The sequence below is a fragment of the Cystobacter fuscus DSM 2262 genome (assembly GCF_000335475.2).
In the GTDB taxonomy this organism is placed as follows: Bacteria; Myxococcota; Myxococcia; order Myxococcales; family Myxococcaceae; genus Cystobacter; species Cystobacter fuscus.
Window position 1 is genome coordinate 574570 of the sequence record NZ_ANAH02000064.1, and the last position, 17248, is coordinate 591817.

Genomic DNA, 17248 nt, shown 5'->3' on the forward strand with positions numbered 1-17248 from the left:
GCTACGTCCCGTCCGACGAGCTGTCGGGGCGGGGCGGCGGCGGGGCGCCGAAGACGTCGTTGGGCGAGGGCATCTTGCGCAGATCGCCCCGGGCCACCTTCCAGGCCTGTTGGACGATCCACGACAGCGAGCGATCCTGCCGCGTCGCCTCGCGCTGGATTTCATCCAGCATGTCTTCGGGGAAGTAGAGGCTTTGTTTTCGATGATCAGTGGCGGCCATGAACTTAGGACCTTCCTTCTTCACGTGGGTCCTGCCGCTCGTCACCCGTCACGTCGTTGACGGCGGGGAATGACTTGATGCGGTCACGAGCGATCTTCCAGGCCTGCTGGACGACCCACGAGAGCGAACGGTCCTGGCGGTTGGCTTCCTCCTGGATCTCCTTGAGCATCTCCTCGGGGAAGTAGAGGGACTGCTTGCGCTTGTCGGTGCCTGCCATCCTGGGTCTCCGGAACGGATACGAGGTGACGACCTGAACACACTGGAGCCGTTATCCGACAGACCTCCTGACGGGTCAACGGTTTAGGAGTGTGTCCCCACCGTATGCCGCCGGGTATTCCGCGTGTGCGTAAAAAACCCGCGAAAAGAGAACGCCCCGGATCCTGGCAGGCAGGATCCGGGGCGCTCCGGAAAGAAGGGCCGCCAGGACGTGTCCCAGCGGCCCCGTGGGCCCAGAGGGGGAGGGGGGGGACCCCTAGGCCCAACTCCGTTGAAAATCCATCACTGTAACCCTTCGAGCCGCCCGGCCATTCCCACCCGCCCTCTTTTCCCCGACCGTCGCGACCCCCAGGAAGAGCATAGGAATCGTCTTCGGCTGCTTCAACCAGCCGCATCTGGTGTAACCCGGCCCGCGCGATTCTGATTCCTTCGCGTGTTCGATGCCGGTCATGGGTGAAACGAGCCTCTTGTTTTCGCGGAACCTCGCGGGGTGCTACCGCCAGCTCGGCCTGGAGGGAGGCTCGGTGCTGCTGGCCGTCTCGGGGGGCGCGGACTCGTGCGCCCTGCTGGTGGGAACGGCGCTCGTGCGTGAGGCGCTGTCGCTGCGGGTGGAGGTGGCCACGCTCGACCATGGCCTGCGGCCCGAGGCCCGGCGGGACACCGAAGCGGTCGTCCGGCTGGCGGCTCGATGGGGGCTGCCGTGTCATGTCCGCGAATTGGGTCTGCGGCCGGGTCCAGGGGTGGAGGAGCGGGCCCGGCACGCCCGCTACGCGGCGCTGGAGGCGTTGCGGCGCGAGCGGGGGTTGGGCACGGTGGCCACGGCGCACACGGCGACGGACCAGGCGGAGACACTGCTCATGCGGCTGGTACGAGGCACCGCCCTGCGCGGCGCCATCGGCATCCACCGGGCGCGCGCCGCGCTCGTCCGTCCGCTCATCGAGCGCACGCGCGAAGAGGTGGAGGCGTTCCTGGCCGAGCAGGGCACGGGCTTCGTGCACGACAGCATGAACGAGGATCGGACCTTCCTCCGGGCGCGGCTGAGGCACGATCTGCTGCCCGCGCTCTCCGCGGCCGTGGGCTTCTGCGTGGTGCCGCACCTGGCGGCCTTCACCCGCCTGGCGGCCGAGGACGAGGCGCTGCTCGCTCGCATGGCCGACGAGGCCTGGGGCCGGCTGCTGCTGCCGGATGGGAGTCTGGACGCGGTGGGCGTGCGCGCCCTGGAGCCCGCGCTGCGCCGCCGGGTGCTCGTCCGCCTGATGACTGGAGCGGGGGCGGAGGTGGATGGGCCCTCGCTCGCCCGGGTGCTGGACGCGGTGGGGGAGGGGGGGACGGTGACGCTGCGCGGAGGACACGTGCCAGGGGGCCTCCAGCTCATGGCCATGGGGGGACGCGTGCGCTGCGTGCGCCGGGAAGGGCCCGCGGACGAGGCCGCGGCCTGCCTGGTCCTGGAAGGAGAGGGGAGCCAGGGCCTCCAGCCCGGAACGCAATGGCACTTCGGGGTGGGGTCCGGGACACCGCCCCTGGGAGCGCTCGCCCTGTTCCTGCGGGAGGACACCCGGTGGCCGCTCACGGTGCGGACGCGCCGGGCCGGGGATCGGGTGCGCGGTCCGGCCGGCTCCCGGAAGCTGCAGGACGTGCTGGTGGACGGCCGCGTTCCCCGCGAGCACCGGGACCGGGTGCCGGTCGTCACGGACGCCGGGGGGAGTGTGCTCTGGGTACCAGGGGTGTGGAATTCCCCGGACGCGGGCGCTGTACGGCTGTATCTCTGGGCGCTGCCTCCTGGCACGGGCAAGCCCGGGGGCTGTGCGTTATAGAGTCGGACAATTCGGGGGCGTGCCAGAAGAGGAACCCCCAAAATAGTTGAGGCGTTTTTGTTGTTGCTGTTACCGTCAGATACACGGGCAATACGCCCGGTGTCGTGACAACCGGTCGGAAGTGTTGGGCTTTTCCGTCCGTGCCCACCACTGCTGCCGAGCACCGAAAGGGCTGCTGCCACGTGCGTTCGACTTACAAAACCATCGGCCTCTGGGTCATCCTGATCGTCCTCTTCGTCGCCTTCTACAACTTCTTCAACACCAACGGCGTGCAGGTGGAGGAACCGACCTTCACCCAGTTCCTCGCCAAGGTGGAGGACAAGAAGGTCCGCGAGGTGTCGGTCAAGGGAAATACCTACACGGGGAAGTTCTCCGACTCGCAGACGGACTTCCGCACCACCGGTCCCGCGCCGGACGCGGCCATCCTCGATCAGCTGCGCAAGAACGACGTGGACGTGAAGTACGAGCGCGAGGAGCAGAACAGCCTCTGGCTGACCGTGCTCGGCCAGTGGATGCCCGTCGTCTTCCTGTTCCTCTTCTTCATCTTCTTCATGCGCCAGCTGCAGGGCGGTAGCGGCAAGGCGATGACGTTCGGCAAGTCCAAGGCGCGGCTGCTCAACGAGAGCCACAACAAGATCACCTTCGCGGACGTGGCCGGCGCGGACGAGTGCAAGGAGGAACTCGAGGAGATCGTCGCCTTCCTCAAGGATCCCAAGAAGTTCACCAAGCTGGGCGGCCGCATTCCCAAGGGCGTGCTGATGATGGGCCCGCCGGGAACGGGCAAGACGCTGCTCGCCCGCGCGGTGGCCGGCGAGGCGGGCGTGCCCTTCTTCTCCATCTCCGGCTCGGACTTCGTGGAGATGTTCGTCGGCGTGGGCGCCAGCCGCGTGCGCGACCTGTTCGAGCAGGGCAAGAAGAACGCCCCGTGCATCATCTTCATCGACGAAATCGACGCCGTGGGCCGTCACCGTGGCGCGGGCCTGGGCGGCGGACACGACGAGCGCGAGCAGACGCTCAATCAGCTCCTGGTGGAGATGGACGGCTTCGAGTCCAACGAGGGCGTCATCCTCATCGCCGCCACCAACCGTCCGGACGTGTTGGATCCGGCGCTGCAGCGTCCCGGCCGCTTCGACCGGCGCATCGTGGTGCCGCGCCCCGACCTCAAGGGCCGCCTGGGCGTGCTCAAGGTGCACACCCGCCGCGTGCCGCTCGCTCCCGAGGTGGAGCTGGAGGTCATCGCCCGCGGTACTCCCGGCATGACGGGCGCGGACCTGGAGAACCTCGTCAACGAGTCGGCGCTGATGGCCGCGCGGCAGAACAAGGAGCGCGTGGACCTGAGCGACTTCGAGGCCGCCAAGGACAAGGTCTTCATGGGCCCCGAGCGCAAGTCCATGATCATGACCGAGAAGGAGAAGCGGAACACCGCCGTGCACGAGGCGGGTCACGCGATCATCGCCAAGCTCTTGCCCGGCTGCGATCCGCTCCACAAGGTCACCATCATCCCGCGCGGTCAGGCCCTGGGTCTCACCTGGAGCCTGCCCACCGAGGACAAGGTCAACGGCTACAAGAAGCAGATCCTCGATCAGATCTCCATGGCCATGGGCGGCCGCATCGCCGAGGAGCTCATGTTCAACGAGATGAGCTCGGGCGCCTCCAACGACATCGAGCGCGCCACGGAGACGGCGCGCGCCATGGTGTGCCGCTGGGGCATGAGCGAGAAGCTGGGGCCCCTGGCCTTCGGCAAGAGCGACGGTGAGGTGTTCCTCGGCCGCGACTTCAACTCCTCCAAGGACTACTCCGAGGAGACCGCGCGGCTCATCGACGCCGAGGTGCGCAGCATCGTGATGGGCTGCTACGACAAGGGCAAGGCGGTGCTCACCGAGAACCTCGAGGGCCTCAAGCGCGTCACCGACGCCCTGGTGGAGTACGAGACGCTGGACGCCGAGGACGTGAACATCCTCCTGCAGGGCGGTCAGCTCACCCGCGAGCGCCCGCCGCCCCGCGTCATGGCCCCGCCCACCAAGTCCACCGAGAAGAAGGACAAGCGGAAGATCCTCGACGCGCTCGAGGGTCTGCCCAACATGGAGCCGAACAAGGCGTAAGCCGCGGCCCTCCGCTCAGGTAGAACCCGGGCCCTCTCCACTCACGTGGGGAGGGCCTTCGTCTTTTCCGCACGTCCCGCCGGAGCCGCTCCGCCCATGATTCGAGCCCGTCCCGTCCGCCTCGATCGCCCCGCCGACCTCGAGCCCGCCCTGCTGCGACTCGGGCTGTCCCCCTCCGCCCGCGAGGAGCTGCGCGAGAAGGTGCCCGCGCTGCACGTGCTGCTCACGGGGCTCGAACGCGAGCAGGGCCGCGTGCTCATGGAGCTCCTCGCCGACGCCACCCACCCGGGGCGCGAGGACTACCCGGCGTGGGTCGCGGGAGATCCCCGCGCCCGGCCCGGCACGGGGCTGCTCTCCGGACGCAGGGAGCAGTTCGAGCGCGTGGTGGCCCGCGCCCGCGCGCGGCCGGAGCTGGCTGGACTCGCCGACGCCGTGGCGCGCCTGCTGGAGGCCACGCGGCCCCCGGCGCCGTTGACGCTCGGGGGGCGCACCTTCACCTTCGGCGCGCGCACCCACGTCATGGGCGTGGTGAACGTCACCCCGGACAGCTTCTCCGACGGAGGGCGCTACCTGCGCGCCGAGGATGCCGTGGCCCACGGGCTGCGGCTGGCCGAGGCGGGCGCGGACGTGCTGGACGTGGGGGCGGAGACCACGCGGCCCGGCTCCGCCCCCGTGCCCGCCGAGGAGCAGCTCGCCCGGCTGATGCCGGTCATCGAGGGGCTGCGCGCCCGCACGGACGTGCCGCTGTCCGTGGACACCACCCTGGCGGCGGTGGCGCGCGAGGCGCTGCGCGCGGGCGTGGTGCTCGTCAACGACATCAGTGGCTTCCGCTTCGATCCGGAGCTGCCCCGGGTGACGGCCGAGGCGGGCGCGGCCTGCTGCCTCATGCACATCCAGGGCGTCCCCGAGACCATGCAGCTCGCTCCCCACTACGAGGACGTGGTGGACGAGGTGCTCGACTTCCTGGAGGAGGGCGTGGCGCGGGCCGTGGCGGCGGGCATTCCGCGCGAGCGCGTGCTGGTGGACCCCGGCATCGGCTTTGGCAAGACGTTGGGGCACAACCTCTTCCTGCTCAGGCGCCTGGGAGAGCTGCGCGTGCTGGGCCTGCCCGTGCTGGTGGGCACCAGCCGCAAGAGCTTCCTGGGAAAGCTGGCGGGAGGCCGTCCGGTGGATCAGCGGCTGGCGGCGACCCTGGGCTCGGTGGCCGCCGTGGCCGCGGCGGGAGACGCGGACTTCGTCCGGGTTCACGACGTCACCGAGGCGCGGGATGCCCTCGCCGTGGTGGACGCCCTGCGTGGAGCGCTGGACGGCGGCTCGCTCTACTAGAGGGCGATGCAGGCCCACCATGAACGCGAAGGTGCGACCCGTACCGACCGCCCTGGAGTGCCAGTCCATGTTGTGAAGTCGCACGCTTGTCCAGGGAACTTCCACTCCCTAGCTTCGGGCTCTGTGGAGGGCACGCTATAAGCCCTCTGGCGTGGGCGGTCCGGCCCGCGTGGCCGGCCAGGGAAAGGTGGAGCGGTAATTTTATGGCGTACAGGATGAACATGCCCCCGAACGAAGAGAGGGCGTCGCAGCGGCTGTTCGGCACGGATGGAGTGCGGGGTGTGGCCAACGTCTACCCGATGACGGCGGAGGTCGCGATGCAGCTGGGCCGCGCGCTGGCCCACCTCATCCGCAATGGACCTCACCGCCACCGCGTCATCATCGGCAAGGACACGCGCCTGTCGGGCTACATGCTGGAGCAGGCGCTCGCCGCGGGGCTCATCTCCATGGGCGTGGACGTGGACCTGGTGGGTCCGCTGCCCACGCCGGGCATCGCCAACCTCACCACGTCCATGCGGGCCGACGCGGGCGCCGTCATCTCCGCCTCCCACAACCCGTACCAGGACAACGGCATCAAGTTCTTCTGGCGCGACGGCTTCAAGCTGCCGGACGAGACCGAGGCGAAGATCGAGGAGCTGGTGGCCAGCGGCGCCATCGACTCCATCCGCCCCACGGCGACCAAGATTGGCCGGGCCTTCCGCCTGGAGGACGCGCGCGGCCGCTACATCGTCTTCCTCAAGACGACCTTCCCGCGCGAGTTGACGCTCGAGGGGCTCACCGTGGTCGTCGATTGCGCCAACGGCGCCGCCTACAAGACGGCCCCCGCGGTGCTCGAGGAGCTGGGCGCCAAGGTCATCACCCTGGGTGTGCAGCCGGACGGCAAGAACATCAACCACAAGTGCGGCGCGCTCCACCCGGAGAACCTCGCCAAGTGCGTGGTGAAGAACGGGGCGAACCTGGGCATCGCGCTGGACGGCGACGCCGACCGCCTCATCGTCGTGGACGAGAAGGGCCAGGTCGTGGATGGCGACGCCATCATGGCCATCTGCACCGGCGAGCTCGTCACGCGCAAGGAGCTCAAGAAGAAGACGCTCGTGGCCACGGTGATGAGCAACATCGGCCTGGAGCGCGCGGTGGCCAACTACGGCGTCAAGGTGGTGCGCACCAAGGTGGGTGACCGCTACGTCGTCGAGGAGATGCGCAAGAACGGCTACAACCTGGGTGGCGAGCAGAGCGGCCACCTCATCTTCTCCGACCACACCACCACGGGCGACGGCACCCTCGCGGCGCTCCAGTTGCTCGCGGTGATGTGCCGGCAGCAGAAGCCCGTGAGCGAGCTGGCCTCCATCTTCCAGCCCGTGCCCCAGACGCTGCTCAACGTGGTCGTCAAGAACAAGCGCGAGCTGGGCGAGCTGCCCACGGTGATGCGCGCCATCCAGGACGTGGAGAAGAAGCTGGGCAAGGACGGTCGCGTGCTGGTGCGCTTCTCCGGCACCGAGCCCAAGGCCCGCGTCCTCATCGAGGGCACGGACGCCGCCCGCAACGAGCAGTACGCGCAGCAGATCGCCCAGGAGCTGTCCGCGGCGCTCAACGGTTGACATCCAGTCCCAGGCCGCGAATAGAAGGGCGCGCGCCCGGGCGGAAGCGGTGTAGGACTTCCGCCCGGTGTGCCCTCGTGAGGGAGAGCGGCCGAAATGGGACAGCGACTGGGTGTGAATGTGGACCACGTGGCGACGCTGCGGCAGGCGCGTCGCGTGTCGTATCCGGATCCGGTGACGGCCGCCGCCCTGGCCGAGCTGGCCGGCGCCGGGCAGATCACCATCCACCTGCGTGAGGACCGCCGCCACATCCAGGAGCGCGACCTGCGCATCCTGCGCGAGACGGTGCAGACGCTGCTCAACCTGGAGATGGCGGCCACCCAGGACATGGTGAAGATCGCCTACGAGCACAAGCCGGACGTGGTGACGCTCGTGCCCGAGCGGCGCGAGGAGCTCACCACCGAGGGCGGTCTGGAGGTCAACGGCCAGAAGGACGCGCTCGCCAAAACCATCAAGAACCTCAAGGACGGGGAGATCACCGTCTCGCTGTTCATCGATCCGGACCTGGATCAGGTGCGCGCCTCCCACAAGGTGAACGCGGACCGGATTGAGCTGCACACCGGGCGCTACTGCGAGGCGCGCAACGAGCGCGAGCGCGAGCGCGAGTTCAGCCGCATCGTGGACGCGGCCAAGGCGGGCGCGCGGCTGGGCATGGGCGTGGCCGCGGGCCATGGGCTCAACTACGACAACGTGCGCCCCATCGCGCGCATCCAGGAGATCGACGAGCTGAACATCGGCCATGCCATCGTCGCGCGCGCCGTGCTCGTGGGCTTCGAGCGCGCGGTGCGCGAGATGCTCGAGCTGATGCGCAACCCGGGCTAGGGCGAGCGCGCGCCATGGCGATCATCGGCCTGGGGTTGGACATCTGCTCGGTGGAGCGCATCCAGCGCATCCTGGATGGGGCCCGCGCCGAGCGCTTCCTCGAGCGCGTGTACACGCCGGCCGAGCGCGAGCTGTGCAACGCGCGCTCGGACAAGGCGAGCGCCTACGCGGCGCGCTTCGCCGCCAAGGAAGCGCTCATCAAGGCCCTGGGCGCGCCCAAGGGCCTCACCTGGCACGACATGGAAGTGGTGCGCGCGGGAGGCCCGCCGGGCTTCCGCCTGTCGGGCGTGGCGCGCGTGGAGATGGAGAAGCGGCGCGCGGAGGCCTTCCTCGCGCTCACCCATGACGCGGGCGTCGCCGCCGCCACCGTGGTCCTGCAAGAGAGGAGCTGAACGTCATGCGCCGTGTCCTCACCGCTGATCGGATGCGCGCGGCCGACCGCGCCGCCGGAGACCACTTCGGCATGCCGTCCCCGTTGTTGATGGAGAACGCCGGACGGGAGCTGGCGGAGGTGGCCCGGGCGCTGGGCGCTCCGGGCGGGCGCTTCCTCGTCGTGTGCGGACCCGGCAACAATGGGGGCGATGGGCTCGTGGTGGCGCGCCTGCTCCATGCCTGGGGCCGGCGGGTGACGCTGGTGCTCGTGGGGCCCCGGGACAAGCTCACGCCGGACTCCCAGCGCAACCTGCTCGCCCTGGGGCCCTCGGGCCTCGAGCCCCAGTCGCTCGGGGAGGTGGAGGAGCCGCGGGTGGGGGACGTGGTGGTGGACGCCATCTTCGGCACCGGGCTCACCCGGCCTCCCAGCGGGGAGTTCGCCAAGGCGATCGAGTACGTGCGCCGCTGGCGCGCGGCGGGGGCGAAGGTGGTGGCCGCGGACGTGCCCTCGGGGCTGCACTCGGACACCGGGGTGCCCTTCGATCCGTGCGTGGAGGCGGACGCCACCGTCACCTTCGGCTTCCTCAAGCAGGGGCAGGTGCTGGAGCCCGGCGCCACGCTGTGCGGCGAGGTGCGGTGCGTGGACATCGGCATCCCCGCCGAGGCCGTCGTGGCCCACGCGGGCGCGGAGGTCTTCCTCGTCGAGGAGGCGGATGCCCGGGGGGCGATCGCCCCGCGCCGCTCGGACACCCACAAGGGCACCTACGGGCACGTGCTGGTGGTGGCCGGCAGCCTGGGCAAGTCCGGAGCGGCGGCCCTGAGCGCGTTGAGCGCCCTGCGCGCCGGAGCGGGACTCGTCACCGTGGCCACGCGCGCCCAGGTGGTGGAGTCGGTGCTCGGCCATGCCCCCGAGGTGATGGGCTGGCCCCTGGAGGATCGTGGTCCCCTGGGGCGGGCGGACCTGGAGTCCCTGCTCGCCGCGGCGGATCAGAAGGACGCGCTCGTGGTGGGCCCTGGCATCCCCCGGGGAGAGGAGACGACGGCGCTGCTCGGCGAGCTGCTCGAGCGCGTGGAGGTGCCCGTGGTGCTGGACGCGGACGCGCTCAACGCCGTCTCCACGGACCTGGGCGTGCTGCGCCGGGCGAAGGGGCCCGTGGTGCTCACGCCCCACCCGGGCGAGATGTCGCGGCTGTCCGGCCTGCCCACGAAGCAGCTGCAGAAGGAGCGGGTGAAGGTGGCGCGGGACTTCGCGCGCACGCATGGGGTGACGCTCGTGCTCAAGGGGGCGCGCACGCTCATCGCCCACGCGGATGGCACCGTGTACGTCAACCCCACGGGCAACCCGGGCATGGCCACCGGCGGCACGGGGGACGTGCTCAGCGGGGTGCTGGGCGCGCTGCTCGCGCAGGGCCTGAAGCTCCCCGAGGCCGCCTGGACGGCCGTGTACGCGCACGGGCTGGCGGGAGATCTCGCCGCCGGGCGGCGGGGCCGGCTGGGCCTCATCGCCTCGGACGTGGTGAAGGGACTGTGCTCGGTGTGGACGCGGTGGGAGCGATGAGCACGCCCACGCTGAGCCACACGGTACGCTCGGGCTCGCCCGAGGAAACCCACGGCCTGGGCGTGCGGCTCGGGCGGTTGCTCCAGCCGGGAGACTTCGTGGGGCTGGTGGGCGAGCTGGGCGCGGGCAAGACGCACCTGGTGCGCGGCGTGGCCGAGGGCGCCGGGGTGGAGCGCTCGCAGGTGGCCAGCCCCACCTTCGCCATCGTCTACCCCTACCAGGGGCGCCTGACGCTCTACCACGCGGACCTCTACCGGCTGGCCGACTACGACGAGCTGTACGCCACGGGCTTCCTGGACATGGTGGGCGGCGACGGCGCGCTGCTGGTGGAGTGGTTGGATCGCATCCCCGAGGCCGCGCCGCGCGAGTACCTGCGGCTCACCCTGCGCGAGGTGGGCGAGGAGTCCCGGGAGCTGGTGGCCGAGGCCTGGGGCGCGCGGCCCGCCGGACTGCTGAAGGACTGGTTGCTGGCCGAGCGCTGAGCGGGCCACACGGGCGGCGTCCAGCGGTGCGTGCAGCGAACAACAGATGAGTGGGCCATGCGCTCCGGAGCGGGGGGGTTGGCATATCCTGCGCCCATGAGCCCCTCCCACCCCATGAAGTGGTTCCTGCTCATCCCACTCGCCAGTGTGGTGCTGGTGGGGTGTGGCGCCATCGAGCCTCCGCCTCTGGAGTACCCCCACGCCACCGTCATCTTCGACGTGACGGTCCCCGAGGGGACACCGGCCGACGCCGTCATCACCGTCCTGGGCTCGCATGCCTCGCTCGGCGGGAACGTGGCCCCGGGCTTCTACCTGCGCCGCCAGGCCAACGGGCACTACACGGGGATGGTGCGCCTCCCGGTGGACGCGGAGGTCTCCTACACGCTCTGGCGGGAGGACGTCTGGACGCCGGAATTGTCCTCGGAAGGCAGTCCCATGCCACCTCGTTCCTTCCACGTGGCCGGGGACATGACGGTGAGCGCCCAGGTGGCCCACTGGGGGGAACCGCTCCAGGGCCCCCCGTCACCCTAGGGAGCGCCTCGGCGCCCGGGGTTCAGTGCCGCGGGTCCAGGTCCCGCACCTTCCACTGGTGGAACACGAGGCCGCTGTCCACGCCGATGACGCTGTCCTCCGCCACCTCGTGCCAGTGGTCCTCGCCCGACAACCGCTCACTGGCGAGCACGAACTGCTCCAGCCGATCCCCCGGCTTGGGCGCCCCCACGTACTCGCGGTGGGGGCAGCGGCCCGTCTCGGGGGCGGTGTCCGACAGGAAGAGCGAGCGGTTGCGCCGCGTGGCCAACATCACGTCCCCGTTGGTCAGCAGGAAGTTCATGGACGAGCCGTCCTGCCCGGGCTCATCCGTGATGCCCGACACCAGGCTCATCGTCTCCGCCAGCGCCCGGGCCACCTTCTCCACGCACGCCGGGGACTCGAAGTCCTGCCCCTGCTCGGCCAGGCGGGTGAGGAAGAGGTAGAAGCAGCGCTCGGTGTCCGTGGCGCCCTGGATGAGGGCGAGCAGATCCTCGCGGATGAGCGCCTCCACGGCCGCCTGGTGCCGGGCGAAGTTCCTCACCGTGCCGTTGTGCACGAAGCACCACCGGCCATGGGTGAAGGGGTGGGCGTTGCGCCTCTCCACCTGGCCCACGGACGCCAGGCGGATGTGCGCGACCACCGTACGCGAAGACACCCGGCTGCTGACCCGCTCGAAGTCCGGGTCGCAGTGCGCCGGACCGAGTCCGTGCGCGACGGATGGATTGTCTCCCGCTTCATAGGCGGCGATACCCCATCCATCCTTGTGCTCCCGCGACTGACGCAGGAGGGAATTCTTCTCCGTGACCAGGGAAGGATGAACGGCGGCGGGAATGGCGGATCGAAAACCGAAGAGGCGGCACATAGGCTTGCTTGTTTGATACTAACGGCCGGCCCAGGGTGGAAGTTCCCTCGAAGGCCACTTGTGCAACCAGAATCATGCACAAAGGGCTCTTTCCTGTTCTACCACGACATGGCCTCCCTTGATCACTATCCGTGCGTGATTGATTCCCAGGTGATAGGGAAGGTGGCGATAGTTTGAACACGAAAATATGACAAGATTGGCGGGGTCGCCCACGGCGATCCGTCCTTCGGAACTCAAACCAAGCGCGAGCGCGGCCCCCCGGGTGGCGGCCCAATAGGCCTCGGCGGCCGTCAGCCCGTTCTCCAGGCAGGCGAGCCCCAGGGCGAGGGGAAGGTTCTCGCTCATGGCCGAGCCGGGGTTGAGGTTGGTGCCGAGCGCCACGTTGACGCCCGCGTCGCGCAGCTTGCGCCCGGGGGCATAGGGGCGCACCCGCAGGAAGAGGGTGGCGGTGGGCACGAGCACGGCCGACACCCCCGCGGCCGCGAGGGCCTGGATGCCCGCGTCGCTCACCTGCTCCAGGTGGTCCGCGGTGGCCGCGCCCAGCTCGGCCGCCAGCTCCGCGCCTCCCGAGGCGCTGAGCTGATCCACGTGCAGCCGTAGCTGCAACCCTCGCTTCCGGGCCGCCAGCAGCAGGCGGCGCGCCTCGGCGTGCGTGAAGGCTCCCTGCTCGACGAACACGTCGCAGAAGCGCGCCAGGCCCTGCTCGGCCACCGCGGGGATGATCTCCTGGATGCACAAGTCGAGGTAGGACTCGCGCCACTCGCGGTACTCCTCCGGCACCGCGTGTGCGCACATGAGGGTGGGGATGAGCTCCACGGGCTGGAGCGTGGACAGCCGCTGCACCACCCGGAGCATCTTCAGCTCGTCCTGGAGCGACAGGCCATAGCCGCTCTTCACCTCGGCGGTGGTGATGCCGTACTCGAGCATCAACTGGAGCCGGGGCAGGGCGAGCCGGATGAGATCCTCCTCGCTGGCGAAGCGGGTGGCGCGCACGGTGTTGGCGATGCCGCCGCCGGCCTGGGCGATCTGCAGGTAGGAGGCGCCCTGGCAGCGCAGATCGAACTCCGCCGCGCGCTCGCCGGCGAAGACGGCATGGGTGTGGGGGTCCACGAAGCCCGGGCCCACGAACTGGCCATGGGCGTCCAGCACCCGGGTGGAGGGGCCTACCGCGCCCGGGGGCAGGGCGCCCTCGGAGCCCACGTACCAGATCTTCCCGCGGCGCACGCCGACGCAGGCGTGGGGATGCGGGGTGAGGGCGCGCTCGGCGGGCTCCTGGGGGGAGCCCTCCACGGTGAGCACCTCGGAGGTGTTGCGGATGAGCAGCTCCAGGGTTTCCATCGTGTCACTCGGTGAGGCCGGGGATGCGCACGCCGCGGGTGCGCGCCGTCTCGTGGGCCTCGGAATAGCCCGCGTCGGCGTGGCGCAGCACGCCCATGGCGGGGTCGGACGTCAGCACGCGCTCGATGCGGCGCGCGGCCTCGGGGGTGCCGTCGGCGACGATGACCTGGCCGGCGTGCAGCGAGTAGCCCATGCCCACGCCCCCGCCGTGGTGGAAGGACACCCACGAGGCCCCGTTCACCGCGTTCACCAGGGCGTTGAGGATGGGCCAGTCGGCCACCGCGTCCGTGCCGTCCTTCATGGCCTCCGTCTCGCGGTTGGGCGAGGCGACCGAGCCGCAGTCCAGGTGATCCCTCCCGATGACGATGGGGGCCTTGAGCTCGCCCTTGCGCACCATCTCGTTGAAGCGCAGGCCCGCCCGGGCGCGCTCGCCATAGCCCAGCCAGCAGATGCGCGCGGGCAGGCCCTGAAACGCCACGCGCTCGCGCGCCAGCGTGAGCCAGCGGCGCAGCGACGCCTTCTCCGGGAAGAGCTCCAGCACCGCCTCGTCCGTGCGGCGGATGTCCTCGGGGTCTCCCGAGAGCGCCACCCAGCGGAAGGGCCCCATGCCCTCGCAGAAGAGCGGGCGGATGTAGGCGGGCACGAAGCCGGGGAAGTCGAAGGCGTTGTCGAGCCCCGCCAGCTGCGCCTGGGCGCGGATGTTGTTGCCGTAGTCGAACACGTGGCTGCCCGCGCGCGCGAAGTCCAGCATCGCCTGCACCTGCACGGCCATGGACTGGCGCGCGCGCTCGACATAGCCCTGGGGGTCGCGCTGGCGCAGCTCGGCGGCGGCCTCGAGCGACAGGTCCGCGGGGATGTAGCCGTTGAGCGGATCATGCGCGCTCGTCTGGTCCGTCACCAGGTCCGGCTTGAGCCCCCGCCGGTACAGCTCGCGGAACACCTGGGCGGCGTTGCCGATGACGGCGATGGAGCGGCCCTGGCGCTTGCCCTGGGCCTCCTTCACCAGCGCGAGCGCCTCGTCGAGATCCTTGGCGACGACGTCGAGGTAGCGCGTCTCCACGCGGCGCCGGGCGCGCGTGGGATCGATCTCCACGCCGAGGAAGACGGCGTTGTTCATGGTGGCGGCCAGGGGCTGGGCGCCGCCCATGCCGCCGAGGCCGCCGGAGAGCACGAGCCGGCCGGACAGGTCATCCGAGCCGAAGTGGACGCGGCCGGCCTGGGCGAAGGTCTCGTAGGTGCCCTGGAGGATGCCCTGGGTGCCGATGTAGATCCACGAGCCGGCCGTCATCTGGCCGTACATCATCAGCCCCTTCTTCTCGAGCTCGAAGAAGTGGTCCCAGTTGGCCCAGTTGCCCACGAGGTTGGAGTTGGCGATGAGGACGCGGGGGGCGTCGGGGTGGGTGCGCAGGATGCCCACGGGCTTGCCGGACTGGACGAGCAGGGTCTCCTCGTCGGTGAGGCGCTGGAGGCTCGCGACGATGCGGTCGAACGAGGGCCAGTCGCGCGCGGCCTTGCCGATGCCGCCGTAGACGACGAGATCCTCGGGGCGCTCGGCCACGTCGGGATCCAGGTTGTTCATCAGCATGCGGAGGGCGGCTTCCTGGACCCAGCCCTTGCAGGACAGGGTAGTGCCACGGGGGGCACGAATGGTGCGGGACATGTGTTCCTCAGAGGTCCTTGGTGCCCGGACCCTAACCCAGGAGGTGGCCGGATGCGCGTTCCGCGACGGCGGATTGTACGAAATCGCCTGGAATTCTCAGGGTTTGGGTGACGCGCGACGCAGGGAGACGAACTCGTGGGCGCGATCGAGGAACTTCATGACCGCGCGCTCGTGGTCCCCGCCGCACTCGCGCAGGAACGTCACCTGCCAGCCCTCGTAGCGCGCCGCGGGCTCCACCTCGTCGAACCAATCCAGGAAGTCGCACCACTCCCGGTCGCTCTCTCCGTTGAATTGGGTGTTGGAAGCCCAGCCCATCGTGAACGCGACGAGCGACTCGACGGTGTCAAAGCCAGTGACGAACCAGAGTCCACGCTTCTCGAGAATCTGTTGTCGGGCATAGAGCAGTGCATCCATGAGGCCTACCCTTCGACCACGCCACTCCTCCGGAATCGGCTCTTCTTTGATGACTCGCTTCTCGGTCATGGCTCTTTGAGCACCTCGTCGACGATCCTGTTGCCCGGTCCCGTGCGGAGCCGGACCACGTAGTCCTGAAAGGGCAACCCGGCCAGACCTGTGTAGGCGTCAATGAATGGCGACATGCACACCCGTTGTCGAGACCTGATGGGTTTTGACCACCATGCCTTGTGCGGTCTCATCGAAGCCCAGCACTCGCACTGGTGATGGGCCACTGACCGAGAAGCGGATGAATTCCGGTCGCTCACCGAGTTTGACGAGTCCCTGGTGGACGAGTCGTGCGACCTTCTCGCACTCGCCCGCCTTGCGGTTGGTGATGGCGAAGGCGTTCTGGAATGCCACCAGCCAGCCCGGCATCCGCCCGATGTCCTGGAGCACCAGGTACTGGTCGACGACACACGCCATGTCCCCCGCCAGCAGGCACGCCTTGAGCCGGGCCCGGATCGAGTCGTCCCCCGGTGCGGGAGGGATGGCCGAGCACCCCCAGGGCAGCAGGCAGAGCAGCAGGAGCAGGGCGGGGCGCACTCCACGCAGGGAGGGAGTCGGGACCCTCATGGGGGAGTGGTTAGCACGAATGCGCCGCACAGGTCATTCGTGCCGAAGCGGACGCCGCCCGAGGCTATGACTGTTTGAAGACCTGGAAGGCGTGGTCAATGTTCGTGGCGTTTTTCAGGACCAGCGTGCTCAAGCCCAGCAGCTCCGCCGGCGTGACCTTCTCCTTCGCCGAGGTCGTCTTGATGGCATCACCCAGCTCTTGCAGGCCCTGCGTCAAGGCGCCGAGAGTCTCGAGGCCCATCCTGGCTTGCTTCATGCGCTGCTCGAGCTTGGTCAGCTTGGCCTGCAGCGAGCCGTGCTGCTGCGTCAGATTGGACATCGTTGAGGGGTCGGGAGGGAAGGCGAGGTGGCTGCCCACCTGCTGGGCCTGGGCCGGCTCCGAGGCATGGGTCGAGGTTGGCGTCTGGGGGGCCGGGGCGCTCAAGCTGCCCACCAGCGCACTGAACTGCTGCAGCAGGCCGCCCAACTGCTGGAGCGTCGGCGCGGGAGCGGAGGCGGGGGGGCGCTCGTCGCGCCAGCTCCTTCAGTGCCCGCCACGGAGGGCTGAGATACGGCATGACCCGCGCCCGCGGGCGAACCAAACTGCTGGGAAATGAGCTTGCTCAAATCGCCGTCGCGGATGCGGCCTTGCAGAACATCCTGGCTGAGCTGGCCCACCTGCTGGGCCAGGGCCTGCTGGGCCGCGGACGGCTTCTTGAAGAAGGAGAAGATGCTCTGCTTGCTGTCCAGGGTGTTGATGACCGTGGCCTGGTGCTGCATGAGCATCTCGCTCAGGTTCTTCGTGTCGTTCGGCATGAACTGCTCTTTCGCCGAGGCCTCACCGGAGGCCTGGGCCAGCTTCTGCGCGCTCTCCATCAAGGGGCCCAGTTCCTCCTGGGAAATCTTTCCCGCCTTCAAGCCTCCGGCGATCCGGCCCAGCAATTCCCCCTGCTGCTGATTCACGAAGGACATCACGGCAGCGGCTCTGTCGGGGGCCAGGGGGCCGTTGCCCGTCTGCTGCGTCTGGGCGGACGCCTGTACGTTTCCCGCGGTCTGGGGCCTGGTCTGGCCGACCGGACCCGTCACCCCAGCATGGGCGTTCGGATTGGACACCGTGAAGGTGTCCTGTGGCGCGGAGGCCGATGGCGTGTGGACGTGGCTGGAGGTGCCAGCCGCTTGGGTCGTCCCCTGCTGCTTGCCGTCGGTCTGCTCGAGCTTGCCTGGTGCCTGGCTGGTATGCGTTTGCGCCGGATTGTTCCGGGGTGGCAGCGGGGGGGCTGAATGGTTCTTGGTCGAGGAGATCGTCACAAGAGACTCCAGTTGTTTCGGACCCATGAAC

At 69.5% G+C, this 17248-nt stretch carries 18 protein-coding genes; 9 read left to right on the top strand and 9 right to left on the bottom strand.

Annotation, left to right across the window (positions count from 1 at the left end; all coding sequences use genetic code 11):
• Position 1: 1 nt before the first annotated feature.
• Together D187_RS39505 and D187_RS39510 are read right to left on the bottom strand one after the other, a co-directional pair.
• The gene (locus D187_RS39505) at positions 2-220 is read right to left on the bottom strand and encodes a TIGR04563 family protein (RefSeq protein WP_002628980.1); all 219 of its coding nucleotides are present in this window, start codon (positions 218-220) and stop codon (positions 2-4) included.
• Positions 221-224: 4 nt separating this feature from the next.
• On the bottom strand, positions 225-437 hold the full coding sequence (locus D187_RS39510) for a TIGR04563 family protein (RefSeq protein ID WP_002628981.1): 213 nt from the start codon (positions 435-437) through the stop codon (positions 225-227).
• 466 nt (positions 438-903) lie between these two features.
• On the opposite strand from D187_RS39510, the gene tilS reads away from it, so the two are divergent.
• The 9 genes from tilS to D187_RS39555 all read left to right on the top strand — a co-directional run bounded on the left by tilS (position 904) and on the right by D187_RS39555 (position 11041).
• Positions 904-2250, top strand: a complete 1347-nt coding sequence (tilS, locus tag D187_RS58980) for a tRNA lysidine(34) synthetase TilS (protein WP_281171825.1) — start codon at positions 904-906, stop codon at positions 2248-2250.
• A 182-nt stretch (positions 2251-2432) separates the two neighbouring features.
• The gene (ftsH, locus tag D187_RS39520) at positions 2433-4352 is read left to right on the top strand and encodes an ATP-dependent zinc metalloprotease FtsH (RefSeq protein WP_002628983.1); all 1920 of its coding nucleotides are present in this window, start codon (positions 2433-2435) and stop codon (positions 4350-4352) included.
• Between the two features lie 96 nt (positions 4353-4448).
• Positions 4449-5678 (top strand): dihydropteroate synthase, encoded by a 1230-nt coding sequence (gene folP / locus D187_RS39525; RefSeq protein WP_002628984.1) that lies wholly within the window; start codon positions 4449-4451, stop codon positions 5676-5678.
• 203 nt (positions 5679-5881) lie between these two features.
• Positions 5882-7276, top strand: coding sequence for a phosphoglucosamine mutase (gene glmM / locus D187_RS39530; RefSeq protein WP_002628986.1), 1395 nt, complete (start codon positions 5882-5884; stop codon positions 7274-7276).
• A 96-nt stretch (positions 7277-7372) separates the two neighbouring features.
• Complete coding sequence (locus D187_RS39535; protein WP_002628987.1) at positions 7373-8098, top strand: pyridoxine 5'-phosphate synthase; 726 nt, start codon at positions 7373-7375, stop codon at positions 8096-8098.
• Positions 8099-8112: 14 nt separating this feature from the next.
• Positions 8113-8490, top strand: coding sequence for a holo-ACP synthase (gene acpS, locus D187_RS39540; protein ID WP_002628988.1), 378 nt, complete (start codon positions 8113-8115; stop codon positions 8488-8490).
• Between the two features lie 5 nt (positions 8491-8495).
• Positions 8496-10028, top strand: coding sequence for a bifunctional ADP-dependent NAD(P)H-hydrate dehydratase/NAD(P)H-hydrate epimerase (locus D187_RS39545; RefSeq protein WP_002628989.1), 1533 nt, complete (start codon positions 8496-8498; stop codon positions 10026-10028).
• Complete coding sequence (gene tsaE / locus D187_RS39550; RefSeq protein ID WP_043433962.1) at positions 10025-10510, top strand: tRNA (adenosine(37)-N6)-threonylcarbamoyltransferase complex ATPase subunit type 1 TsaE; 486 nt, start codon at positions 10025-10027, stop codon at positions 10508-10510. The genes D187_RS39545 and tsaE overlap by 4 nt, the downstream gene beginning before the upstream one ends.
• Before the next feature lie 114 nt (positions 10511-10624).
• Entirely contained in the window at positions 10625-11041 is a 417-nt protein-coding gene (locus D187_RS39555; protein ID WP_002628991.1) for a hypothetical protein, read from the top strand.
• Positions 11042-11063: 22 nt separating this feature from the next.
• On the opposite strand, the gene D187_RS39560 is transcribed toward D187_RS39555, so the two are convergent.
• The 7 genes from D187_RS39560 to D187_RS39590 form a co-directional block, all read right to left on the bottom strand.
• Positions 11064-11903 carry a class II glutamine amidotransferase gene (locus tag D187_RS39560; protein WP_002628992.1) on the bottom strand — a complete coding sequence of 280 codons (840 nt, stop codon included), beginning with the start codon at positions 11901-11903 and terminating at the stop codon, positions 11064-11066.
• A 72-nt stretch (positions 11904-11975) separates the two neighbouring features.
• Positions 11976-13241, bottom strand: a complete 1266-nt coding sequence (gene hutI, locus D187_RS39565; RefSeq protein WP_002628993.1) for an imidazolonepropionase — start codon at positions 13239-13241, stop codon at positions 11976-11978.
• 4 nt (positions 13242-13245) lie between these two features.
• Complete coding sequence (hutU, locus tag D187_RS39570; protein ID WP_043433744.1) at positions 13246-14901, bottom strand: urocanate hydratase; 1656 nt, start codon at positions 14899-14901, stop codon at positions 13246-13248.
• A gap of 96 nt (positions 14902-14997) precedes the next feature.
• The gene (locus D187_RS39575; protein WP_155893911.1) at positions 14998-15384 is read right to left on the bottom strand and encodes a hypothetical protein; all 387 of its coding nucleotides are present in this window, start codon (positions 15382-15384) and stop codon (positions 14998-15000) included.
• Between the two features lie 99 nt (positions 15385-15483).
• A complete protein-coding gene (locus D187_RS39580) occupies positions 15484-15930 on the bottom strand; it encodes a hypothetical protein (RefSeq protein WP_155893912.1) in 447 nt (148 codons plus the stop codon).
• A 64-nt stretch (positions 15931-15994) separates the two neighbouring features.
• Entirely contained in the window at positions 15995-16354 is a 360-nt protein-coding gene (locus tag D187_RS39585; protein ID WP_002628997.1) for a hypothetical protein, read from the bottom strand.
• Positions 16351-17217: a hypothetical protein gene (locus D187_RS39590; protein ID WP_002628998.1), complete on the bottom strand. Its 867-nt coding sequence runs from the start codon at positions 17215-17217 to the stop codon at positions 16351-16353. Before D187_RS39590 ends, D187_RS39585 begins: the two co-directional genes overlap by 4 nt.
• Positions 17218-17248 lie beyond the last annotated feature (31 nt).